Origin of the sequence: Rhodanobacter sp. MP7CTX1, assembly GCF_014205795.1 — a bacterium.
GTDB lineage: Bacteria > Pseudomonadota > Gammaproteobacteria > Xanthomonadales > Rhodanobacteraceae > Rhodanobacter.
The window spans coordinates 157,594-179,367 of sequence record NZ_JACHCN010000003.1 but is presented as its reverse complement, the minus strand read 5'-3'; the positions used below and the strand labels follow the sequence as shown (position 1 = coordinate 179,367).

At 63.2% G+C, this 21,774-nt stretch carries 22 protein-coding genes; 6 read left to right on the top strand and 16 right to left on the bottom strand.

The features are described from left to right. Positions 1-175 precede the first annotated feature (175 nt). The 14 genes from HDE77_RS05645 to HDE77_RS05580 form a co-directional block, all read right to left on the bottom strand. Complete coding sequence (locus HDE77_RS05645) at positions 176-3,031, bottom strand: EAL domain-containing protein (RefSeq protein WP_184416183.1); 2,856 nt, start codon at positions 3,029-3,031, stop codon at positions 176-178. 230 nt (positions 3,032-3,261) lie between these two features. After that, positions 3,262-4,215 (bottom strand): PIG-L family deacetylase, encoded by a 954-nt coding sequence (locus HDE77_RS05640; RefSeq protein ID WP_184416182.1) that lies wholly within the window; start codon positions 4,213-4,215, stop codon positions 3,262-3,264. Next, positions 4,215-5,150, bottom strand: coding sequence for a DNA polymerase III subunit delta' (gene holB, locus HDE77_RS05635; protein ID WP_184416181.1), 936 nt, complete (start codon positions 5,148-5,150; stop codon positions 4,215-4,217). The genes HDE77_RS05640 and holB overlap by 1 nt, the downstream gene beginning before the upstream one ends. Further along, positions 5,147-5,803 carry a dTMP kinase gene (tmk, locus tag HDE77_RS05630; RefSeq protein ID WP_221444136.1) on the bottom strand — a complete coding sequence of 219 codons (657 nt, stop codon included), beginning with the start codon at positions 5,801-5,803 and terminating at the stop codon, positions 5,147-5,149. The genes holB and tmk overlap by 4 nt, the downstream gene beginning before the upstream one ends. Continuing rightward, positions 5,800-6,834 (bottom strand): endolytic transglycosylase MltG, encoded by a 1,035-nt coding sequence (mltG, locus tag HDE77_RS05625; protein ID WP_184416180.1) that lies wholly within the window; start codon positions 6,832-6,834, stop codon positions 5,800-5,802. Before mltG ends, tmk begins: the two co-directional genes overlap by 4 nt. After that, positions 6,831-7,658: an aminodeoxychorismate lyase gene (gene pabC / locus HDE77_RS05620; protein WP_184416179.1), complete on the bottom strand. Its 828-nt coding sequence runs from the start codon at positions 7,656-7,658 to the stop codon at positions 6,831-6,833. The genes mltG and pabC overlap by 4 nt, the downstream gene beginning before the upstream one ends. Further along, positions 7,658-9,001, bottom strand: coding sequence for an aminodeoxychorismate synthase component I (locus HDE77_RS05615; protein WP_343206065.1), 1,344 nt, complete (start codon positions 8,999-9,001; stop codon positions 7,658-7,660). The genes pabC and HDE77_RS05615 overlap by 1 nt, the downstream gene beginning before the upstream one ends. Before the next feature lie 23 nt (positions 9,002-9,024). Continuing rightward, complete coding sequence (gene fabF, locus HDE77_RS05610) at positions 9,025-10,263, bottom strand: beta-ketoacyl-ACP synthase II (protein ID WP_184416177.1); 1,239 nt, start codon at positions 10,261-10,263, stop codon at positions 9,025-9,027. Positions 10,264-10,508: 245 nt separating this feature from the next. After that, entirely contained in the window at positions 10,509-10,748 is a 240-nt protein-coding gene (acpP, locus tag HDE77_RS05605) for an acyl carrier protein (protein ID WP_007805185.1), read from the bottom strand. A gap of 228 nt (positions 10,749-10,976) precedes the next feature. Then, entirely contained in the window at positions 10,977-11,720 is a 744-nt protein-coding gene (fabG, locus tag HDE77_RS05600; protein ID WP_184416176.1) for a 3-oxoacyl-ACP reductase FabG, read from the bottom strand. 51 nt (positions 11,721-11,771) lie between these two features. Beyond that, a complete protein-coding gene (gene fabD / locus HDE77_RS05595; protein ID WP_184416175.1) occupies positions 11,772-12,719 on the bottom strand; it encodes an ACP S-malonyltransferase in 948 nt (315 codons plus the stop codon). 154 nt (positions 12,720-12,873) lie between these two features. Beyond that, positions 12,874-13,848 carry a beta-ketoacyl-ACP synthase III gene (locus tag HDE77_RS05590; RefSeq protein WP_184416174.1) on the bottom strand — a complete coding sequence of 325 codons (975 nt, stop codon included), beginning with the start codon at positions 13,846-13,848 and terminating at the stop codon, positions 12,874-12,876. A 170-nt stretch (positions 13,849-14,018) separates the two neighbouring features. After that, a complete protein-coding gene (rpmF, locus tag HDE77_RS05585) occupies positions 14,019-14,213 on the bottom strand; it encodes a 50S ribosomal protein L32 (protein WP_077441856.1) in 195 nt (64 codons plus the stop codon). Between the two features lie 70 nt (positions 14,214-14,283). Next, positions 14,284-14,763, bottom strand: coding sequence for a YceD family protein (locus HDE77_RS05580; protein WP_184416173.1), 480 nt, complete (start codon positions 14,761-14,763; stop codon positions 14,284-14,286). A gap of 184 nt (positions 14,764-14,947) precedes the next feature. On the opposite strand from HDE77_RS05580, the gene HDE77_RS05575 reads away from it, so the two are divergent. The 6 genes from HDE77_RS05575 to HDE77_RS05550 all read left to right on the top strand — a co-directional run bounded on the left by HDE77_RS05575 (position 14,948) and on the right by HDE77_RS05550 (position 20,739). Beyond that, the gene (locus tag HDE77_RS05575) at positions 14,948-15,403 is read left to right on the top strand and encodes a hypothetical protein (protein WP_184416172.1); all 456 of its coding nucleotides are present in this window, start codon (positions 14,948-14,950) and stop codon (positions 15,401-15,403) included. Continuing rightward, positions 15,400-16,014: a Maf family nucleotide pyrophosphatase gene (locus HDE77_RS05570; RefSeq protein WP_184416171.1), complete on the top strand. Its 615-nt coding sequence runs from the start codon at positions 15,400-15,402 to the stop codon at positions 16,012-16,014. The genes HDE77_RS05575 and HDE77_RS05570 overlap by 4 nt, the downstream gene beginning before the upstream one ends. 193 nt (positions 16,015-16,207) lie before the next feature. Then, positions 16,208-17,149, top strand: a complete 942-nt coding sequence (locus HDE77_RS05565; protein ID WP_184416170.1) for a MoxR family ATPase — start codon at positions 16,208-16,210, stop codon at positions 17,147-17,149. After that, positions 17,149-18,102, top strand: coding sequence for a DUF58 domain-containing protein (locus tag HDE77_RS05560; RefSeq protein ID WP_184416169.1), 954 nt, complete (start codon positions 17,149-17,151; stop codon positions 18,100-18,102). The genes HDE77_RS05565 and HDE77_RS05560 overlap by 1 nt, the downstream gene beginning before the upstream one ends. Further along, the gene (locus HDE77_RS05555) at positions 18,099-20,078 is read left to right on the top strand and encodes a DUF3488 and transglutaminase-like domain-containing protein (RefSeq protein ID WP_184416168.1); all 1,980 of its coding nucleotides are present in this window, start codon (positions 18,099-18,101) and stop codon (positions 20,076-20,078) included. The genes HDE77_RS05560 and HDE77_RS05555 overlap by 4 nt, the downstream gene beginning before the upstream one ends. Positions 20,079-20,127: 49 nt before the next feature. Further along, entirely contained in the window at positions 20,128-20,739 is a 612-nt protein-coding gene (locus HDE77_RS05550; RefSeq protein WP_184416167.1) for a Slp family lipoprotein, read from the top strand. A 72-nt stretch (positions 20,740-20,811) separates the two neighbouring features. Here the strand turns inward: HDE77_RS05550 and HDE77_RS05545 are convergent, their stop codons facing one another. Then, positions 20,812-21,156 (bottom strand): histidine triad nucleotide-binding protein, encoded by a 345-nt coding sequence (locus HDE77_RS05545; protein WP_184416166.1) that lies wholly within the window; start codon positions 21,154-21,156, stop codon positions 20,812-20,814. An 18-nt stretch (positions 21,157-21,174) separates the two neighbouring features. Beyond that, entirely contained in the window at positions 21,175-21,768 is a 594-nt protein-coding gene (gene recR, locus HDE77_RS05540) for a recombination mediator RecR (RefSeq protein WP_184416165.1), read from the bottom strand. Between the last annotated feature and the right edge of the window lie 6 nt (positions 21,769-21,774).

Here is a 21,774-nt window from a genome sequence, read left to right as displayed (position 1 = left end):
TCCTGCCGGGCGATCTTGTACCCGGTCTCTGATGACGCTGATGCCGTCAATGGCGATCTTGAAATGGCCGATCTTGTAGGTCGGATCTTATAGGTCGGATCTTATAGGTTTGTAATCCAGCGAAACTACTCTCGCGCTGGTCATACATGGATAGAGGTTACCCGCCCGGCAGACTTCAAGGAGTCTCCGGCTGGCGTGCCAGCAGCGATTGACGCTCGTTGACGAGGCGCGCCCACGAAGTGGGCGGTACCCAACGGGTCACCCACTCGGAAACCGCCTCGGCGGCCATCGGTCGCGAAATCCAGAAGCCCTGCAGTTGGTGGCAGCCCAGGGAAGCGAGCAGATCCCCTTGTGCCGACGTCTCGACGCCCTCGGCAATCACTGTCTTGGCAAGCATGCGGGCCGTGGTGATCACTCCCGCGGCAATCGCCATGTTGCGCTCCTCACTGAGGATGTCCCGCACGAAACTCTGATCGAGCTTGATGTGCTCGATATCCAGCTGCTGGATGTGGCTCAGCGATGCACTGCCGGTGCCGAAATCGTCAAGGCCGACGCGGATGCCCCGTCGACGGCACTCCTCGATCACGATCTTCGCGCGGGCATGATCCATCGAGGGGCCGGTCTCAGTCACTTCGATGCCGAAACCCACGTCCATGACACCCGGGTAGGATTCGAGCGCCGTATCGATGTCGCTGAAAAACGCCGGGTGCAACAAATGGCGGGTACTGATATTCACTGAAACGGGAACCGGGATACCGATTTCTACCCACGCCTGGCATTGCTTCAGGGCCTCGTCCAGCACGTAACGACCGATCGGCCGCGCGAGCTGTGGGTCGTCCAGCACATGCATGAAATTGGAGGGCTCGATCAGCCCCTGGTCGGTATCTTGCAGGCGCAGCAAAGCCTCCATGCCGGCAACACCGTGCAGGCCGGGCAACCCGTCGATATACACAATCGGTTGAAACAGGAGCCGCAAGCGCGACTGCACGAGCGCTTGCGCCATCCGGTCACGCATCGCCTGCAGTCGATGCTGTTCCAGCTCCATCGTCGGTTCGTACAGCGCCCCTCGATCCTTGCCCTCCTCTTTCGCCTCATACATCGCGAGATCGGCGTGCCGGATCAGCCCTTCGGCATCGGATCCGTCGAGCGGAAAAAGGGTCCAGCCCACACTGGCTGATAGATAAAGCTGCTCACCCATCAGGTTGAACGGCGCCCGCAGCGCTTGCAGGATGCATCGGCTGATCGCGTCGAGCTGCTCTTTGCTGTCGAGACCGGAAATCACCAGCGCAAATTCATCACCACCGAACCGGGCCAGGACGTCCGCCTCGCGCAGCAGGCCCAGGATTCGCGCTGAAGCTTCGGCCAGCACCCGGTCGCCACCGCCGTGCCCGATCGTGTCGTTGACGCTTTTGAAGCGGTCGAGGTCGAGCACACCCACGGCCAGCAGCGATTGCTGCTGGCCGGCCCGGGTTCGCGCCTGCTCCAGCAATTCGAACAGCAGGCGTCGGTTCGGCAGGCCCGTGACCACATCGTAAAAGGCCAGTCGTTCGACCCTGGCCTCATGCTTTTTCTGTTCGGTGATATCCCGCTGATGCCAGATCCGGCCCTGCGCGACGCCATCGATCTCGATCGGGGTGAAATCGCGCAGAAAGATGCGCCCGTCACTCATGGAGACTTCATCACCCTTGACCGGGGCGCCCTTGGCCAGGATGTCCCGAATCCGGCGCAATTCCCGGTCCGGGTCCTCATAGGCATGCTTCAGCTGGGCATAGATCGACGCCGAAGGCCGACTTTCAAGCGCGGCCGGCGTTTCATCGATGCCGAACAGCTTGCAGAACGCCTCGTTGGCAAACTTCACGAATCCGTCTTCCGTGACCACCAGGATGCCGGCGTGCTGGTTCGACAGAATGGTGCGGAAATGTTGCAGGTTGAAGCGCAGATCATGCTCCGCCGCGAGCCGTGCCGCTTGGGCGCGCTGGATCTGGATACCGAGCCCGAGCTCGGTCGCCATTTCCGAGAAAACCTGAACCTCGATGGGGGTGAAGGCGTCGGTCTCAGTCGCGCCGATGGCGAAGGCACCGATGACGGCCCCATCCGCCCGCAAGGGCAGCGTCAGCCACGTCTGCAGGCTCGACATACCGGCGCCAGGTAGCCAATCCGAACGACCGGAGGACAACGGATGCCGGATCATCGGTTGGCCAGTCAACATCGCCAGTACCACCGCATCGTCCGCGTGTTCGGCAGCCGTCAGGTGGAACCTGGCATCCTCGTCGACGCCGTCGGCAAGACCCTCGTGGGCACGCAATCGCAGCGTTTGTGCGGAGCCTTCTTCCAGCAAGCCGATCCAGGCGACCTGATAACCGCCAATGGACCTTGCCACGCGGCAGGCATCGGTCAGCAGAAGCTGTTCATCCGGGCTGCGCGTGACGACCTTGATCATCTCGCTGAGCAGGCGCAACGCACGTCGCTGACGACCTTCCTCCTGCACCGATTGCAGCAGGCGCGTGCGTTGCTCGTGTGCCTCCAGCCCCAGTCCAATGCTCGCCGCGGCCTGCTGCAACAGCTCGATCATCCGCGGCGAAAAGAAGCTGACGTTGGACGACCGTATCACCAGGGTCGCCCGCACCTCGCCGAACTTCAGTACCGGTACGGCAACTGCGGAGCTGACGCCATGTCGCACGTAAGCAGCGCGGATCATCTCCAGGCCGGGCGTGCGGCGGATGTCCGCCTCCAATTGCGGCTCGCCCTGCCAGAACCGCGGGTGCGCAATGGAAAACGGCAGGCGCTCCGGATAGATATCCTCCATGCCGGCCGCGATATGAGCAGGTGCGATGCGTCGAAACCATCCGGTGGTGTGATCCACCTCGCCGACCATCACCAGGCGAGCTCCGATCCGGCGCTCCAGCACCTCGATGACGGCCTCGTAGAGCACCGACGGTTCGAGCGAACGCACCAGCAACTGGCCAATATCTGAAAGCGCCGCGTAGAAGCTCTCGCTGGACGCGACCACCGATCTAGGCTTGAGCTGCATCGAGTTCTGATCCGGATTTTGCATTCACGTGGCCAGCCAAGTGGATGGAATCAGTAACTTTTACCTCGCCATGAGGCCCCTGGTCGGTTGGAATCGTTGCCCGCTTCAATCACGCAAAAAGCGAGGCGCAACCCTGAGATTGCACCAGCAACATGTGTTCCCCCCGGGACAAAAGCTAGCCCTGTCCAGCAACCGATGCAAGACACCTCATCACAACCTTGGAAAGAGCCTCAGAGCTCGCACCAACCCCAATAGTCGAAAATCCACGGCGAAGGCAGATCCCAGGCCAGTTTCGCGAAGCGCGGGGTGGCGTCCCCGGCTGCCAGCGTTGGCAGGTGATAGATGCCGAGGCCGTCGCGCTGCAGCCGGGCATCCTTCCAGCGCCAGCTTTGAACTCCCGCTGCGCTGGCCACGCTCAGCCGCAACCATGGGTGCAACCATGCGGAAGGCTGCCATGGCAGCGCTGAAGAGGGCTCTTTCGGGATGCTCGACACCTCGACATACCGTTCAGGCCGTGCAGCAAGGTGACGCATGCGGTTGCCGCTCAACGCCATCTGGCTGTGATGCGCGGCCAATGCGGTCAGTTTTATCGCCTGTTCGTGCGACGACCCGCGGACTTCGATGAATCCGCCGTCGGGCGCGTGCCCATGGATCAGATAGGCCAGCAGTTGCGGCGGCGCTGCCTGCCCTGCCAGCGCCAATCGAACCAGCACGTGCGCCGCACCATGATCAGGATGTCGATCGTCGAGCGAAGGCATCGCGATCAGGCTGGGACGAAACTGCCTGATCGCTGCGGCCAATGTGGACACGCCCGTATTTTCCGGCTGCAGCAAGCACTCGGTGACGCCCATATCCGGCCAACCCAGCGCCTGCAGTGCGGATCGCGGCAGCTCGAGCAATTGCAGCGCCTGCAGTATTTCGGCATGACGACGGCGCCCCCAGCGCTGCCGATCGGTGCCGCGAATCCACACGCGACGCTCCATCCAGCGTTGCGGCCACGGATTGTTGTCGCCGGCGGTCAGCAGCAGGATCTGCACCTCACCGCCGGCCGCCTGAACTTGCTGGATCAGCAGGCCTGTGGCGATGGTCTCATCGTCCGGATGGGGTGCGACTACCAGCAGTCGGGTCTGCGTGGAGAAAATGGGCAATTCACGCTCTCGTGTTTGGACGGCGGCTGCGCTCATCAGCGCCACTGTGCCAGCAACTCGAGTAGCAACAAGTCTCCACGCAACGGTCCACGCAGGCTCTCGCGGGTGCGGTTGGCCGCGTTGTACCAATGCCCCAGGGCCTCGACGTCCAGCGCGCTGGCGAGTGGGCCGCTACCTGCCGTTGCCCTGGTCTTGATCTCGTCGGCGGCTGCCTGGGCGGCAAACCACAGTCGCTGCGCCGGCTCGCTGTCCAGCCAGCGCTTGACCACCTCCAACGGCTGGCCACGGCCGGCGGCGAGCGCGGTCAGGTCCTTGCGCACTTCCATCCGTCGATCCAGCGCCCCCTCCTGCGTCCAGACGCGGGCCAGACCGGGATTGCCACCAGCAGCGTTGAGTGCGGCCGCCGCATCGCGCACGCCCTCGGCCTGCAACCAGGCCAGTGCGTCAGCCTCGGCAGGCAAATGAAACTCGATCCGCTGACAGCGGCTGCGGATGGTTGGCGGCATCCGCCACGGCGCATCGGCAAGCAGGATCAGCATGGTTTGCGCAGAAGGTTCCTCCAGCGTTTTCAACAACGCGTTGGCGGCCGCCGCATTCATCGCGTCGGCCGGATCGATGAGCGCGACCTGCCAGCCACCAAACTGGCTGCTCATGGCCAGTCGTGCCGACAGTTCGCGGATCTGGTCGACCACGATCTCGCTGCGCTGCACGCCATCCTTGCGCAGACCGAAACTCAACGAAACCAGATCCGGGTGCGTACCCGCCGCGAACAACAGGCAACTACGGCAGTGCCTGCAGGCATCGCCATCGACCGACTGCTGGCATAACAGGCCTTGCACAAAACGCTGTGCGAACTCGCGCTTGCCCAGCCCAGCCATCCCGCAGATCAACAGCGCATGCGGCAGCGCATCGCGCTGGCGACGCGCCTGCAATCGAGCCCAATGTTCGGCGTGCCAGGGCAACTGATTCATGGTCTCGAATTCCCGATCAACTCGGCGATGGCGATGGTGGCCGCCTGAACTACAGCAAGCGCTGGCTGGCTGGCGTCTATCACGCGAAAGCGGTCTGGCTCAGCGGCGGCTCGTGCGCGGTAGCTTGTCCGCACACGCTCGAAAAAGGCATCGGTTTCGACTTCGATACGGTCAGCGTCGCCACGACCAGCCGCCCGAGCACGACCGGTCGCTACAGGCAGGTCGAGCAGCAGGGTCAGGTCGGGTTTCACGCCGGCGCATGCCCAACGCTCCAGCTCGGCGATGCGTTCAACCGGTTGGCCGCGACCGCCGCCCTGGTAGGCGTAGCTGGCATCCGCAAAGCGATCGCATAGCACCCATTGCCCAGCATTTAGCGCGGGCTCGATCACCTCGCGTACCAGTTGCGCGCGCGACGCAAACATCAGCAGCAACTCAGTCTCGGCAGCCAACTCGCTGCTTGCCGGATCGAGCACGATGGCCCGCACGGCTTCGCCGAGCGATGTACCGCCGGGCTCACGTGTCTGCACCAGCTTGATATCTTGTTTTTCTATGTACTTGCGCAGAGACGCCAGCAGAGTACTTTTGCCGGCGCCCTCACCGCCTTCGAGACTGATGAACCTTCCACGGGGCGCATTCACATGTGTTGGACTCATTGGCAATGCTTCCGCTGATAACAGTCGACGTTGCGATTGTGTTCCTCCAGCGTGCTGGCAAATACATGCCCGCCATCGCCACGGGCGACAAAATAAAGCTCGCTGCCCGGCGCCGGATGCAAGGCTGCCAGCAGCGCCGGTTTGCCCGGTAGCGCAATCGGCGTCGGCGGCAGGCCTGGCCGGGTATAGGTGTTGTAAGGCGTATCGGTGGCAAGGTCGACCTTGTGGATGCTGCCGTTGTAGGCGGCGCCCATACCGTAAATCACGCTGGGATCGGTCTGCAGCAGCATATGGTCCTGCAGGCGTCGTACGAATACGCCAGCGATCCGTGGTCGCTCATCGGCACGGCCGGTTTCCTTCTCCACGATCGAGGCCAGGATCAACGCATCGTAAGGTGTTGCCAGCGGCAGGTCCTGGTCGCGCGTCGGCCACATGGCGTCGAGTGTCTTTGCCATCGCAAGGTGCGCACGCTTGAGCACGTCCAGGTCGGTGTCACCTTTCACGTAAGCATAGGTCTCCGGCAAGAAGCGGCCTTCAGGTGCTTCGCCTGCGGCACCGATTTTCTGCATGATCGCCGCGTCGTCCAGCGTTGCGCTGTCGTGTCCCAGTTTCTCGGCCTTGGCGAGCGCCTCGCGCAACTGGGCGAATGTCCAGCCATCGACGATGGTCAAATTGCGTTGAAGCACCTTGTCGGTTGCCATGTTGGCGAGCAGCTGGCGCGGCGTGATGCCGGCCTCAAGCGCGTACTCGCCCGCGTGCAGCTTGCCGGCTACGCGCATCTGTTCGGCCAGCAGCCACCAGTACAACGGATCAGCCGAAGTCAGCCCGCGTTGGCGCAGTTCGCCGACGATATTCCGCAAACCGGTACCGCGAGCGATGTCGATGCTGTCGCCCTGTGTAGTCACGTGCAACGGCGTGCGACTGAAACGACTGAAGTCGTACCAGCCGTACAGCAGCGCACCCGCCGCAACCAGCACTATGGCCAGCAACACGCGCAGCACTGCACGTCCTTGCATCGATTTGCGCCTCATCCACCCTGCTCCATCGAAAATCCCAGATTGTGCCAGTGCTGCTGCAGCTGACGGGTCACGGCGCCCGTCGCATAGACGCGCTCACCCAGCGAATGTACCGGCAGGATGCCGCGCACGCTTGAGCTGAGAAAAACCTCGCTGGCTTCCAGAACCGCATCCAGCGTCAATGTATCGACTTGCGCTAGCGGGCACGTAGCCAGGACCTCGGCGCGGGCGACCCCGGCAACGCCACAGCGATCCACCGCGGGCGTCAGAAGCACGCCATCGACCAACGCGAACAGGTTCGCCATGGTCGCCGAAATGACGCGATCATGGCTATCGCACAACAGGCCCTCGGCGATCGCCGGATCGTTCCATTCGGCGCGCGCCAGCACTTGTTCAAGCCGGTTCAGATGTTTCATGCCGGCAAGCAATGGTTGTTCAGCCAGCCGGATATCGCACAGCCGCACTCGCACACCGTTGGAATAGACCTCTTCACTCAGCTGGGGTGGCGCGAAGGCAGCCACGATGCGCGTGGGTTGCGGCAACAGCGGCAGCGCGTAACCACGCTCGCCGATACCGCGGGTCAAGGTGATGCGCACCACGGATTGCGTCATACCGCGACTGACGTCCAGTGCCTCGCGCCACAGTTGCGCCGGATCCGGAACAGGCAGGCGCAGGCGTTCGCAGCTCAGAGCAAGCCGCTGCATGTGGCGCGACCACAAGGGTGCGACGGCGCCGACAAAACGGATGCTTTCAAACAGGCCGTCGCCATAAGCCAGACCGCGGTCCAAGGCTGGCACGACCTCGATCGGCGCACCATTGATCAGGGTGCGCACAGCCATCAGTCCGGCACTCCCAGTGCACGCAGCATGCCGCGGGCCTTGGCCCGGGTTTCATCGAGCTCCAGTGCCGCGACCGAATCGGCGACGATGCCGGCGCCAGCGCGCAGGCTTACCTCATGGCCAGTCAGGGTCAGCGTGCGGATCAGGATGTTCAAGTCGAGATCACCGTTGCGGTCGAGATAGCCCAGAGCACCGGTATAGGCACCGCGGGGTGCGTCTTCCAGCGCCGCAATGATTTCCATGCAACGCACCTTGGGACACCCGGTGATGGTGCCACCGGGAAACGTGGCTGCAATCACTTCACCGGGAGTCACCTCAGTACGCAAGCGGCCTCGTACATTGGACACAATGTGGTGAACGTGGGCGTAACTCTCCACCACCATCAACTCATCGACCTCGACCGTCCCCGGCACGCAAACGCGACCCAGGTCGTTGCGCTCCAGATCGATCAGCATCACATGCTCGGCGCGTTCTTTCGGATGCGCGCTCAACTCGCGGATGCGTGCCAGTTCGTCGTCGCCCGGCAGTCGCGCGCGGGTACCGGCAATGGGTCGGGTTTGCGCGATACCCCGGCGCACTTCGACCAAGCGCTCCGGTGAAGAGCTCGCCAGCGCCCATAGCGGCTGTTGCAGCATGCCGGCAAACGGAGCCGGATTGGCTTGGCGCAGTGCGGCATACAACGATGACGGCAGCGGCAATGACTCGTAGCGTGCGCGCCACGCGCGCGACAGGTTCACCTGAAAGATGTCGCCCGCCTGGAGGTGCTCGTGTATGCGTGCCACGCCGTCGATAAACAGCTCCGGCACATCCTCTTCCCAGGCTGTTGGCGCGGGCATCGGGAGGATTTCTGGCAACGCGGCGAAATCGGCTTCCAGTTCATCCAGCAGGTTTTCATGGCCGCTCTCGGCAACCAGGATCGTGCAATCGCGGGCATGATCGACGATCACCGCGGCGGGACAACGCAACGCCAGCGCCACCGGCAATACCGACGGCGGTCGCAGCCGCAGCGTGGGCTCGACTTCGCCGGCCAGCTCGTAAGCCAGCATCAATACCCAGCCGCCATGAAACGGCAGGCCGTCGTCATCGCCTGGCGGCAATCTTTCGGCCTGCCAGGCGGTGTCCAGCGCATCGAGAAAGCGTCCGCTCAGCAGCTGTTCCGCCGCTTCGTATGGACGGCCAGCGCAAAGACGGCCGTCCGCATGCAGCGTCAGATGCTCACGCGGAAACGCAAACAGAATGTCATAGCGTGATTGCGCGGTGCCACGCACCACGCTTTCGAGCAGGCACGGATAGCGTTGCGGAAAGGCAGCGGCCGGCGCGAGCAAGTCGCGCCGGCCGCCTATGACACGGCTATGGTGGGTCACGCTCAGACGCGACGGAACGCCAGCGTGCCGTTGGTGCCGCCGAAACCGAACGAGTTAGAAAGCGCCACGTCGAGCTTCGCTTCGCGTGCGGTGTGCGGTACGAAATCCAGATCGCAGCCTTCGCCCGGCTCGTCCAGGTTGATGGTTGCCGGCAGTACCTGGTCGCGCAGCGCCAGGATCGAGAAGATCGCCTCGACGCCGCCGGCCGCACCCAGCAAATGGCCAGTGACCGATTTCGTCGAGCTCATCGCCAGCTTGTACGCGTGATCGCCAAACACTGCCTTCGCCGCCATCACTTCGCCCAGATCGCCGAGCGGAGTGGACGTGCCGTGGGCATTCACGTACTGCACGTCGGACGGATTGAGCTTGGCATCGTTGAGCGTGTTCTGCATGCAGCGCGCGGCACCTTCGCCACCCTCGCTGGGTGCAGTCATGTGGAACGCATCGCCGCTCATGCCGAAGCCGACCAGCTCGGCGTAGATCCTGGCGCCACGTGCCTTGGCGTGTTCGTACTCTTCCAGCATCAGCACACCGGCGCCATCGGAAAGCACGAAGCCATCGCGGTCCTTGTCCCACGGACGGCTCGCCTTGGTCGGGTCGTCGTTGCGGGTGGACATTGCCTTGGCCGAGCAGAAACCGGCCATCGCGGTACCGGTGGTCGCGAACTCCGAACCGCCGGCGATCATCGCGTCGGCGTCACCGTACTGGATCATCCGCGCGGCCAGACCGATGTTGTGGGTAGCCGTGGTGCAGGCGGTGACGCAGGCAATGTTCGGTCCCTTCAGGCCAAACATGATCGACAGCTGGCCCGACACCATGTTGATGATCGAGCTGGGCACGTAGAACGGCGAGACGCGACGCGGTCCCTTCGCAGCGAGTTCGAGCGTGGTGGCTTCGATCGTATACAGGCCACCGATGCCGGCACCGACGGCCACGCCGATGCGGGGCGCATTCTCCTCAGTCACTTCCAGCCCGGAGTCACGCAACGCCTGGGTACCTGCAGCGACGCCGTAATGGATGAACGGATCCATCTTCTTGACGTCTTTCAGCGGCATCCACTGCGCCGGATCGAAGCCGCTGACTTGGCCCGCGATGCGTGTGGAATAAGCGGAGGTATCGAAATGGGTGACCGGACCGATCCCGCTGCCGCCTTTGAGGACACGCTCCCAGGCGGTGGCGATGTCGTTGCCAACCGGCGAAATGATGCCCATGCCGGTCACTACTACTCGACGCTTGCTCATGCTGTGTTCCTTCGTGATTCCGTAAATCCGCCGCGGACAGCCGCTTCGCGATACGGATCGTAGATACGCCATCCACTTCGACTGGGACGCATCTCGCGCACCATACGGGGTCGGACGTTACAAATTGCAGAAACGAAAACTGCGCCAGGTCGGCGCAGCGTTCGATATAGGCTCGTGACGGAACAGGCGACGTGGAACACGCCGATCCTCACGGATCAATCATCAGATCGACTGGTGGCGATCGATCAGTCCTTGGAATGGGCCTTGATGTAATCGACAGCCTGCTGCACGGTGGTGATCTTCTCGGCGTCTTCATCCGGAATTTCGGTCTCGAACTCTTCTTCGAGTGCCATGACCAGTTCTACCGTGTCCAGCGAATCTGCGCCCAGATCGTCCACGAACGAAGCGTTCGCCGTGACTTCATCTTCTTTCACGCCCAACTGCTCGATGACGATTTTCTTGACGCGCTCTTCGATGGTGCTCATGTTGCCCATACCTCTCAAGGAGAAATTGTTTGTCTGGTGCTGGTTTATCTGGTGCCAGATTTGTCTGTGCCGGCATGCTGCTGGCAAAAGGCCGGCCGCATTGTAGTGGCTAAGCGGTAGAGCCGCCACGATCCGCCGGTGATATCCAAGCGCTGGCCATGACGACCGGCGCGAAAGGGTAATTGTCTCCTAAAACGAGCCCGCTGGCGACAACTACCCTCACCGCCCTTACGGCATATACATGCCGCCATTGACGTGAAGGGTCTCGCCGGTGATGTAGGCAGCGGCAGGAGAGGCCAGGAATCCCACCGCCTTGGCGATATCCGACACCTCGCCAAGCCGGCCCAGGGCGATCTGGCCAAGCAGCGCCTCTTTGGATGCCTCGGGCAGCGCACGGGTCATGTCGGTGTCGATGAAGCCCGGCGCCACTACGTTGACGGTGATGCCGCGGGTACCGATCTCGCGTGCCAGCGACTTGGAGAACGCAATGATGCCGGCCTTGGCGGCGGCATAGTTGGCCTGCCCGGGGTTGCCGGTAAGCCCGATCACCGAGGCGATCGAGATGATGCGTCCCTTGCGTGCCTTCATCATGCCGCGCAGCACTGCCTTGGAGGTGCGAAAGACCGAGCTCAGGTTGGTGTCGAGGATGACGTTCCAATCCTCCTCGCGCATCCGCAGCAGCAGCTGGTCGCGGGTGATGCCGGCGTTGTTGACCAGGATCGACACCGCGCCGAACTCCTTCGCGATGCCGTCGATCAGGGCGTCCACCGCGGCGCTGTCGGTAACGTTCAGCATCCGACCGTGACCACCATGCGCCACCAGCCGCTCGCCGATGGCCGCGGCGCCGCTCTCGCTGGTCGCCGTGCCGATCACCGTGGCGCCCATCGCCGCCAGCTCGTCGGCAATCGCCGCGCCGATGCCGCGGCTGGCGCCTGTGACCAGCGCGATTTCACCTTGCAGTGGATTGCTCATCTGAATGGATTCCTGAGTTCAATTAGAGGGGTCATGCACTAAAGAGACTGATCAGATCCACTCAGCGCGTGCGGTGTCCAGCTCTGCCGGCGTACCGATGGCACGCGTCTCGATCGTCTTGTCGATGCGCTTGATCAGGCCAGTCAGCACTTTGCCCGGTCCGCACTCGGCGATGCGGGTGGCGCCACCGGCTGCCAGCGCCTGCACGCATTCGGTCCAGCGCACTGGCAGATACAGCTGGCGCTGCAGCGCGCCGCGGATCTCTTCGACTGACCCGTAGCTGCGCGCTTCGGCGTTCTGCACCACCGGAACCGATGGCAACTGCCAGCTGATGGAGGCCATCCGTTCACCCAGCCGGTTGGCGGCCTCACGCATCAGTGCGCAGTGCGACGGCACCGACACGGCGAGCTTGATCGCCTTCTTTACGCCCAGTTCGGCCAGTCGCGCCAGCGCGCGATCCACCGCCTCGGCGTTGCCGGCAATCACCAACTGGCCGGGTGAGTTGAAGTTGGCCGGCGATACCACCTGCCCTTGCGCAACCTCTTCGCATACCGCGGCAATCTGCGCGTCGTCGCCGCCGAGGATCGCCGCCATCGCGCCGACGCCGGCAGGCACCGCCGCCTGCATCAAACGACCACGCTCGGCCACCAGCGCCGCCGCATCATGCAACGACAACGCGCCAGCGCATACCAGCGCGCTGTATTCGCCAAGGCTGTGACCGGACAGCTGCGCCGGCTGCGCGCCACCCAGCTTGTGCCACACGCGCCACACCGCCACGCTGGCGGCCAGCAACGCCGGCTGTGTGTTCTCGGTGCGATTGAGCTGATCTTCCGGGCCGTGCGAGCTCAAGTTCCACAGATCGAGACCTGCACCCTGCGAAGCCTCTTCAAAAGTCGCCTGCACTTCGGCATGCGCGGCGGCCAGCTCGGTCAGCATGCCGACCGACTGCGAACCCTGACCGGGGAAAACAAAAGCGAGCGAAGCGGAGGTTGAACTCATGAATGCGTGAATTCCGTCGACGAAAACCGCCATGGTGCCAGCATCGACGCCCATACGCAGCTGTATTCATACCGTTCCAGCCCGAATCCCGGGGCCGGGAAAGCACGATGCCGCCCAATGGGCGGCATCGTTGAAACCATCGGAGCGTGGCGACTCAGTAGCGCAGCAACGCCGAGGCCCAGGTGAAACCACCACCAAATGCTTCCAGCAGCAGGTTCTGGCCGCGCTGCACCTTGCCCGAACGCACCGCGTAATCGAGCGCCAGCGGCACCGAACCGGCCGAGGTATTGGCATGCTTGTCGACCGTCACGATGACCCGCTCCATCGACATGTTCAGTCGCTTGGCGGTCGCTTCGATGATGCGCAGATTGGCCTGATGCGGAATCAGCCAGTCGATCTGCGACTCGACCATGCCCGCGGCCTGCAGGGTTTCCTCGACCAGCGAGTCGAGCGTCTTCACGGCGACCTTGAACACTTCACGACCGGCCATCTTGATGCGCACGCCGTGATTGGGCTCATCATTGAAACCGACCGACACGCCGACCGGGTTGTACAGCAGATGCTTGAAGCCACCGTCGGCATGCAGGCAGGTGGCGTAAATGCCCGGCTCGCTGGAGGCCTCCAGCACGACGGCACCAGCACCATCACCAAACAGCACGCAGCTCTCGCGTTCGGTCCAGTCGACCATCCGGGTCAGCGTCTCCGCACCGATCACCAGCACTTTCTTGGACTGGCCGCTACGGATGAACTTGTCGGCGATGCCCAGCGCATAGACGAAACCGGAACAAGCGGCGTTGACGTCGAACGCAGCACAACCATTGGCACCCAGACGGTGCTGCACGAGACAGGCAGTGGACGGAAAAATGATGTCGGGCGTCGTGGTACCGAGCACGATCAGATCGAGTTCGGATGCCTTGACGCCTGCTGCCTCCAGCGCGTTCTTCGCTGCCTCGTAGGCCAGGTCGCCGGTGGTCTGGCCATCAGCCGCGATATGACGCTGGCGGATACCGGTGCGGCTGTGGATCCATTCGTCACTGGTGTCGACGATCTTTTCAAGATCGGCATTGGTTACCACGCGCTCCGGCAACGCGCTGCCGGTAGCAATGATGCGGGCATAGATCTGGGACATTCAGCTATCCATCAACGAAAACAGAGGATCGAACGCCGCGGGCGACGGCTGTACACATCGGGCAACACATATCGCCACGTTACGTTCCGGAGCACATAAACGCAAAACGGCGCGTCGCCGCGCCGTCCCGCTTGATCACATTCCGGGGAATCCGAAGGATTCCGACGGAATCAATCCTCGACCGACACCGCACCCTTGGTTTCGATCACTTTCTTGCCGCGGTAGTAGCCATCCTTGGTGACGTGATGGCGCAAATGCACTTCGCCACTGGTCGGATCGGTGGACAGCTGCACGGTCTTCAGCGCGTCGTGCGAACGACGCATGCCGCGGGTGGAAGGGGTACGGCGGCTCTTGGCAACTGCCATGGTAGTTCTCCAGCTAAAACTTGATGATCTGTTACGACATGACCTGGAGCAGGATGATCCGGGCCGGTGGTTACTTCTTCAGTTCGCGCAACACCGCGAACGGATTTTCGGAGCGCTCATGACCGGCAGATTCTTCATCCAGGTCGTGGCCTGTCACTTCGTCGGGCAGGCTGCTGTCCGGATTAATCGGGACCAGCGGCAGCACCAACAGCAATTCGTCTTCAATCACATCGGCCGGATTCAACCGACCATCCTCGGGCACCAAAAGCGGCTCGCAGTCAGGCGGCAGCCCGGCTTCGTCGCGCTCGTGCTTGATCAGGCCAAGCCGCGTATCCACCACGACCGGGAGCACAAACGGCTCCAGCGTGCGTTGGCAGATCAGCGTGAGCGAAGCCTGCGCGCGAACATCGACATAGTCTGAGCCAAAGCTGTCGCGGCCGAAATCCAGCTCGAACCGCACCACCCCATCGGCGCTCGCCAGCACCTCGCACAGGCGTGACATCGACGCGATGGGCAGCGTTCCCTCGAATGAACGCCGCGCCGAGACCATGCGCCAAGCGTCCACGGACTCTGGCAGTGTCACGGACATAATCGGGAAATATTAGGTTTGAAGTCGCCCAAAGTCAACTAGCACGGCCGCTGGACGACGGAAGGCGGCCACCGAAGGAGGTTATTTTGCCTGATCCTGTCCCAATACGGCAGACTAAATCACTCCGTCCCCTGAGCCGCTACCCGTGAATGCCTATTTAACGTTCGGCGTAGCTGCCTTGGTGGTGCTGCTGATCATTGTGCTGGTCTGGTCGCTACGACAGCGCCGGCGCCAGACACAACGTAACGCCAGCCTGCAGAACCTGCTCGACCTGGCCGATCGCCTGGAGGCCGACCTCAAGACCTGTCGTGCCGGCCTGCAGCAGGCGCACGCAGTGATGTCGCTCAACCCCGACCTGCCCGCCGCCAGCGAACAGGATGCCCAGCATGCGATCGACGCCGGCCTGCGAGCCTTGCTGCAGCAACGGCTGTGGATACGCGACCGATCACCGCGCGCCAGCCAGCACGAACTGGACGACGCGGCCCGTTCGATGCAAGCCACCCGGGACCGCCTGCAGCCTTTGCTGCAGGCCCTCACCCAGGCCCAGATCGACCTGAACAGCGCCATGCGCGAACATCTCCGCCGCGAAGCCGATACATGACCCCAGCGCCATCGACCCCATCTCGCTCGGTGCCGACCCGATTGGTGCTGGGCTCCACTTCGCGCTACCGCGCCGAACTGCTGCGCCGGCTGTGCGCGGAATTCGAGCAGCGCGCACCCGGCACCGACGAAACCGCGCTCGCGGACGAGACACCCTCTGGACGGGCACTGCGCCTCGCCATTGCCAAGGCCGAGGCGGCAGCCAGTGGGCTGCATGATGCGCTGGTCATTGGTTCTGATCAGGTCGCCGAACTCGACGGGCTGATGCTCGACAAACCCGGAACATCCGAACGCGCCCTCGCCCAACTCACCACCAGCTCTGGTCGTGAAGTGCAATTTCATACCGCGCTGTGCCTGCTGGATACCCGTGACGGCCAGCGGCTTACCCATGTCGATCACACCCGCGTGCGTTTTCGTCAGCTGAGTGCGCAGGAAATCGCCCGCTACGTCGAGCGCGAGCAACCACTCGATTGCGCCGGCAGCTTCAAATGCGAAGGCCTCGGTATCAGCCTGTTTGAATCCATCGACAACCAGGACCCCAGCGCGCTGATCGGACTGCCGTTGATCGCCCTGGCGAAGATGCTGAGGGAATGTGGCATGCCGCTGCCTTGAAGAGCAGGCATGTGAATCGCATCGACACACAGTGAGCGCCCACGAGGAATGAGCCAAGGAACGTGGCGCTGCGAGCAAGCTGCCTCACGATATAGAGTGGTAACGCGGCGCTACACTGCGCCAGTCGCTACCGAGAAAAGCGGCACGCAGCTTCTACCCACACCCCGTCCATCTCTGAATTCACCGAGAAACCATGTCTGTCATCACTCCAATCCGCGATGAACATCTGCATCAACGACTGGAGGCTGCGATGGCCCAGGTCAACCGGGTGCTGCTGGGCAAGCCGCGGCAGGTGAAACTGGCATTTACCTGCCTGATTGCCGGCGGACATTTGCTGCTGGAAGACGTGCCGGGCGTGGGCAAGACCACCCTCGCTCACGCGCTTGCGGCAACTTTTGCGCTGGAGTTTCAGCGGGTGCAGTTCACCAGCGACCTGCTGCCGTCGGACATCATCGGCGTCAGCGTATTCGAGCGCGAGACCGGTCTGTTTCGCTTCCATCCGGGCCCGATCTTCACCGGCCTGCTGCTGGCCGACGAAATCAACCGCGCCAGCCCGAAGACGCAGAGCGCACTGCTGGAAGCGATGGCCGAGGATCAAGTGACGATAGACGGCCAGACGCATGCCTTGGCGCAGCCGTTTTTTGTCGTTGCCACACAGAACCCGCTCGACCTCAACGGCACGTTCCCCCTGCCCGACTCGCAGCTTGATCGTTTCATGTTGCGTCTCTCGCTGGACTATCCGGACGCCGCAGCCGAACGCGCGTTGCTGACCGGCAGCGACCGGCGCGAGTTGCTGGCCCAGCTGGCCCCGCAACTCGACGGCGCTTCGCTGACCGCGCTATTCCGGCAAGCACAAACGATCACCGCCAGCACCGCCCTGCTCGACTATCTGCAGGCGCTGCTCACCGCCAGCCGTCGGCACGCCGAGATCCGGGTAGGCCTGTCGCCGCGTGCCGGCCTGGCCCTGCTCGGTGCGGCGCGTGCGTGGGCTCTGCTCAGCGGTCGCTCGCATGTTCTGCCAGAGGACATCCAGGCGCTGTTTGTACCACTGGCCGCCCATCGCCTGCTGCCGACGCGTGGCGCCAGCGGCGACACGCTGGCGCGCAAGCTGCTGGCCGAGGTCGCGGTGGATTGATGCGCGAAGTGCTGCAGCGCCTGCAATCCTGGGCCGAACGAAGGCTGCCCGCGCTCACGCGCTATCGCCGCCCCGAGAGCCTGCCGATCGAGATGCATCGTCGCCGAATCTATATCGTGCCGACCGGCTTCGGCATCGGTTTTTCCGTGCTGCTGATGGTCATGCTGGCCGGCGCGCTGAACTACGCCAACAACGCCGCTCTGCTGCTCACCTGCCTGCTCGGGGCAGCCAGTTCCACCAGCATGCTGGTGGCGTTTCGCAGCCTCAATGGTTTGCGCCTGAGTCATATCCACGCAGGCCACGCAATCGCTGGACAACCGATCGAACTCACGCTGTCGTTCGACTCCACCCGCGCACGCAACGCAATCCGCCTGGACCTGGGGCGCACTTCCGTGGCATTCGCGCTCGATGCAAACGTGGCGGCCCGCGTGAAACTGGCACTCCCGACCGCCCGGCGAGGCTGGCAGCCGGTGCCACGCCTGCGCTTGTGGAGCAGCTGGCCACTGGGCATGTTCCGGGCGTGGAGCTGGTTGAATCCGGATCAATCGGTACTGGTGTGGCCGCAACCGGAAGTTGCCGGGCCACCGCCTCATGCGCTCGCTGACGACTCCCGCAACATGCGTCTGCATCAGGGCGACGAACTGGCCACGCTGCGCGACTACCGGGTCGGCGATCCGCGGCGGCACATCGCCTGGAAAGCCAGCGCCCATCATCACAGTTTGCTGGTAAAGGATTTCGAGCAACCGCAAAGCCGTCCACAGTGGCAGCTGGATTGGCGTCAATTACCCGGACTGGGCGACGAAGCACGCATTGCCCGACTGGCACGCTGGCTGAACGAGGCACAGGCGCAACGCCGCCATTACAGCCTGTGGCTACCGGGTACCGATATCCCTGCCGGCGGCGGCCCGCTGCATTACGCGCACTGCATGAGCGCACTGGCGCAATTGCCATGACGCTATGGCTACTGCGCAAAAAGCCTGCGCTGCCGGTCGACAACCGCGCGTTCGACCTGCTGAGCCTGACCGCAGCGTTGGTGCTGGGCCTGCACGCGCCACACCTGCCATGGTGGCTGACCATCGCGCTGGCACTAACCCTCCTGGGGCGCTGCTGGCAGCGACGCCAGCATGTTGGCCGCGTACCGCGCTGGCTCAAGCTGCCGCTGCTGGTGCTGCTAACCCTGGCCGTAGTTACCCATTACGGCAACATCTTCGGCCGGGAACCTGGTACGGCGCTGGCCGTAGGCCTGCTGATCCTGAAACTGCTGGAGAGCGAGACCGCACGCGACGTCCGTGTCGGCGTCAGTTTTGCCTGTTTCGCGCTGATGACGGCGCTGTTGTTCGATCAGGGCCTGCTCGCTACTTTCGTGGTCGCCCTGGGCCTGCTGCCGGCACTTGCGACCCTGCGCGCGCTGGAACCGGCGCAGCCGCAAATCAGCCTGCCGCGCACCTTGCTGCCCGGCCTGACCTTGCTGGCAACAACGCTGCCGTTGGCCCTGCTTGTATTCTTGCTGGTGCCACGGCTGAACACGCCACTGTGGGGCGCACCGTCGCCCGGTGACGCACAAACCGGCCTGAGCGACAGCATGTCACCGGGTAATTTCACCGACCTGCTGACCGACGATCGCCCTGCGCTGCGCGTCAGTTTCGATGGGGCGCCGCCGGCACCGGATCAGCGTTACTTCCGCGCCTATGTCATGTGGAATTACGACGGTCGAAGCTGGCGTTTCATCGAAAGCCGGCATGCCGCAACGCAGGCACCGGTGCCGATCGAGGCGAGCGCTGCGATCAGCTATCGAATCAACCTGGAACCGACCCGTCAACGCGTGCTGCCCACGCTGGACGTGCCGCTGGCTGCCCCCGAACAAGCGAGCTTGTTGCCCGACCGTGAAGTGCTTGCCGACAAGCCAGTAAACACCCAGCTCAACTATCAGCTGCAGTCGGCCCTGCACTATCGGTTGCAGCCTGCGCTGGACGAACGCTCGCGAAACCTCGGCCTGCGTTTGCCAGTTGGCTTCAATCCACGTGCTCTCGCCTTGGCCGGCCAATGGCGACAACGTTATGGCAGTGATGACGCCGCGATCGTGCAGGCCGCGTTGTCGTTGTTTCACGACGGCGGCTTTCGCTACACGCTGGCCCCGGCACCCCTGGGCCGCGATGCCGTGGATGATTTCCTGTTCGACACCCACGAAGGCTTCTGCGAACACTATTCGTCGGCGTTCACCGTGCTGATGCGTGGTGCCGGTATCCCGGCACGGGTAGTGACCGGGTACCTGGGTGGCTACTGGAGCAACTTGGGGGACTACCTGCTGGTGCGCAATTCCGACGCCCATGCGTGGAGCGAAGTATGGCTGGCCGGGCGTGGCTGGGTGCGCGTCGACCCGACCGGTGCCGTGCGTCCGGGCCGGGTGGAGCTGGGCGCGGCGGCGGCCGCAGGTGATCAACTGGCGTGGTATCGCGATGACTGGATGCAGGGTCTGCGCAATCACTGGGACATCGTCAACCGCTGGTGGGATCAAGGCGTTATCGGCTTTAGCGCACTGCGCCAGCGCGGCCTGCTGACCCCGTTTGGTATTCGCGATACCGACACGGCGACGTTGAGTGTGTTGCTGGCGATCGGCAGCGTGCTGTTCGTCGCGATCGGGCTGGCCTGGGCCTTGTTGCGGCGGCAACCGCGAGACGCACTGCGCGGGACCCTGCGTGAGCTGGAACGGAAGTTGGCACGCAAGGGTGTCGTGCGCCGGTCCGGCGAAGGCCCACAGCACTATCTGGGTCGTGCTGCGCGGGCATTTCCCGGACACCGAAATGAACTGGCCACCTTGATGCAAAGTTACCTGGAACTACGCTACGCCCATGACGATCCGCCAGCTGAACCGTTGCGCGTATTTCAGCGCGCGGTGAAGGATTTCCGTATCGTCAACGTGGTCAAATAGAGTCGATGCGATGGCAGGCATGCCATCGCCCATGTATGGAGAAGACGCCATGTCCATGTACCGCCCGCTCACAGTCGCCACCGCCATCGCCTTGCTTGGTGGATGCGCGACGATTCCCCCGCCGCTGCAGGGCACTTACACCAATGTCACGACCGCCAGCGCGCAGCAGGGAGGCGCCGGCGGCAACCGCGTACGCTGGGGTGGCGAGATCATCAAGACCGAACCGGGGCCGCAGGAAACCTGCTTTTATCTGATGTCACATCCGCTGGATAGTGAAGCTCGCCCCGAACTCGGTAACGGCAGCGAAGGCCAGGGCCGCTTCGTCGCCTGCCGCAGTGGTTTTTACGATCCGGAAGTATTTACCCGGGGTCGCGAACTGACAGTTACCGGCACCATCAATGGCACGCTTTCGCAGAAAGTGGGTGGCTTCGACTACGCGTATCCGCGCGTGCAGGCGGACGTGGTCTACCTGTGGCCCAGGCAACAATATGTCAATAATGCCGATCCATGGGGTTACTACGACGGGTTCTGCGGTCCGTGGGGTGGCGGCTTCTATGGATATGGCGCGTGGGGCGGCGGCTCGTGCTGGGGTGGAGGACCGTACTGGGGTGGCCCGCGAGGAGTGATCGTGGTGCGACCGCCACCGCCGCATCACATGTAATTGCTTCTGAAATCACACATAAGAACGCCGGCCTGAGGCCGGCGTTCTTATGTGTGGACATGCCTGTTGCACTTAACCCGGTGGCCAGCTCGATCGACGCCCCGCCAGCAGGTGTACGTGCAGATGAAACACGGTCTGCCCGCCGTCTTGATTGCAGTTGATCACCGCGCGATAACCCTGCTCCGCAAAGCCTTCTTGTTTGGCGTAATCGGCGACGGCCAGCAGCAGCTTGCCGAGCAACGCCGCGTCCGCCTCGGTGGCGTCGTTGAGCGTCGCCAAGGGCTTCTTCGGAATGAACAGCACATGCACCGGCGCCTGCGGATTCAAGTCGCGAAAGGCCAGCACATCATCGTTTTCATAAACGATATCGGCCGGAATTTCGCGGCGAATGATCTTGCTGAAGATGGTGTCGCTCATGGCCAGTCCTGTCGTGATTCAGTCAAGGAGTTGCCGGCTGCCAAAGGCATGCGCCAGCGTGCTGCGATCGACATATTCCAGCTCACCGCCGAGCGGCACGCCGTGCGCGAGTCGGGTCGGTCGCACACCGCCGGCGCGGGCCAGTTGCGCCAGATAGTGCGCGGTGGCCTCGCCTTCCACAGTGGGGTTGGTGGCAATGATCAGCTCCTCGACCTCGCCTTCGCCCAGACGCTGCGTGAGCTGGGCCAGCCCGAGCTCTTCCGGCCCCAGCCCATCCAGCGGCGACAGCCGCCCCATCAGCACGAAATACTGTCCGCGAAATCCAGTGGCCTGTTCGATCGCCGCCAGATCGGTCGGCGATTCGACCACGCACAGCACCTGCCGATCGCGAGTGTCGCTGGAGCAGAGTGCGCATAGCGGCTGCTCACTGAAGTTACGGCATTGGCTGCAATGACCGATGCGCGTCATCGCCTGCTCGAGCACGGCGGCCAGTTTCAAGCCACGTTCGCGCTCGCGTTCCAGCAGATGGAAGGCCATACGCTGGGCACTCTTGCCGCCCACGCCAGGCAGGCAGCGCAGCGCTTCGATCAGATCGCTCAACAGCTTGCTCATGCCGTC

What these genes read in the sequence shown, in the direction of transcription:
- HDE77_RS05590 (WP_184416174.1), bottom strand. Translation starts at nt 13,848, where the DNA reads ATGTCCCAGATCTATGCCCGCATCATTGCTACCGGCAGCGCGTTGCCG.
- fabD (WP_184416175.1), bottom strand. Translation starts at nt 12,719, where the DNA reads ATGAGTTCAACCTCCGCTTCGCTCGCTTTTGTTTTCCCCGGTCAGGGT.
- HDE77_RS05640 (WP_184416182.1), bottom strand. Translation starts at nt 4,215, where the DNA reads ATGAGCGCAGCCGCCGTCCAAACACGAGAGCGTGAATTGCCCATTTTC.
- HDE77_RS05545 (WP_184416166.1), bottom strand. Translation starts at nt 21,156, where the DNA reads ATGAGCGACACCATCTTCAGCAAGATCATTCGCCGCGAAATTCCGGCC.
- fabG (WP_184416176.1), bottom strand. Translation starts at nt 11,720, where the DNA reads ATGAGCAATCCACTGCAAGGTGAAATCGCGCTGGTCACAGGCGCCAGC.
- recR (WP_184416165.1), bottom strand. Translation starts at nt 21,768, where the DNA reads ATGAGCAAGCTGTTGAGCGATCTGATCGAAGCGCTGCGCTGCCTGCCT.
- HDE77_RS05550 (WP_184416167.1), top strand. Translation starts at nt 20,128, where the DNA reads ATGTCCATGTACCGCCCGCTCACAGTCGCCACCGCCATCGCCTTGCTT.
- rpmF (WP_077441856.1), bottom strand. Translation starts at nt 14,213, where the DNA reads ATGGCAGTTGCCAAGAGCCGCCGTACCCCTTCCACCCGCGGCATGCGT.
- pabC (WP_184416179.1), bottom strand. Translation starts at nt 7,658, where the DNA reads ATGGCTGTGCGCACCCTGATCAATGGTGCGCCGATCGAGGTCGTGCCA.
- HDE77_RS05555 (WP_184416168.1), top strand. Translation starts at nt 18,099, where the DNA reads ATGACGCTATGGCTACTGCGCAAAAAGCCTGCGCTGCCGGTCGACAAC.
- HDE77_RS05645 (WP_184416183.1), bottom strand. Translation starts at nt 3,031, where the DNA reads ATGCAGCTCAAGCCTAGATCGGTGGTCGCGTCCAGCGAGAGCTTCTAC.
- holB (WP_184416181.1), bottom strand. Translation starts at nt 5,150, where the DNA reads ATGAATCAGTTGCCCTGGCACGCCGAACATTGGGCTCGATTGCAGGCG.
- HDE77_RS05565 (WP_184416170.1), top strand. Translation starts at nt 16,208, where the DNA reads ATGTCTGTCATCACTCCAATCCGCGATGAACATCTGCATCAACGACTG.
- fabF (WP_184416177.1), bottom strand. Translation starts at nt 10,263, where the DNA reads ATGAGCAAGCGTCGAGTAGTAGTGACCGGCATGGGCATCATTTCGCCG.
- acpP (WP_007805185.1), bottom strand. Translation starts at nt 10,748, where the DNA reads ATGAGCACCATCGAAGAGCGCGTCAAGAAAATCGTCATCGAGCAGTTG.
- HDE77_RS05580 (WP_184416173.1), bottom strand. Translation starts at nt 14,763, where the DNA reads ATGGTCTCGGCGCGGCGTTCATTCGAGGGAACGCTGCCCATCGCGTCG.
- HDE77_RS05560 (WP_184416169.1), top strand. Translation starts at nt 17,149, where the DNA reads ATGCGCGAAGTGCTGCAGCGCCTGCAATCCTGGGCCGAACGAAGGCTG.
- HDE77_RS05570 (WP_184416171.1), top strand. Translation starts at nt 15,400, where the DNA reads ATGACCCCAGCGCCATCGACCCCATCTCGCTCGGTGCCGACCCGATTG.
- tmk (WP_221444136.1), bottom strand. Translation starts at nt 5,803, where the DNA reads ATGAGTCCAACACATGTGAATGCGCCCCGTGGAAGGTTCATCAGTCTC.
- mltG (WP_184416180.1), bottom strand. Translation starts at nt 6,834, where the DNA reads ATGAGGCGCAAATCGATGCAAGGACGTGCAGTGCTGCGCGTGTTGCTG.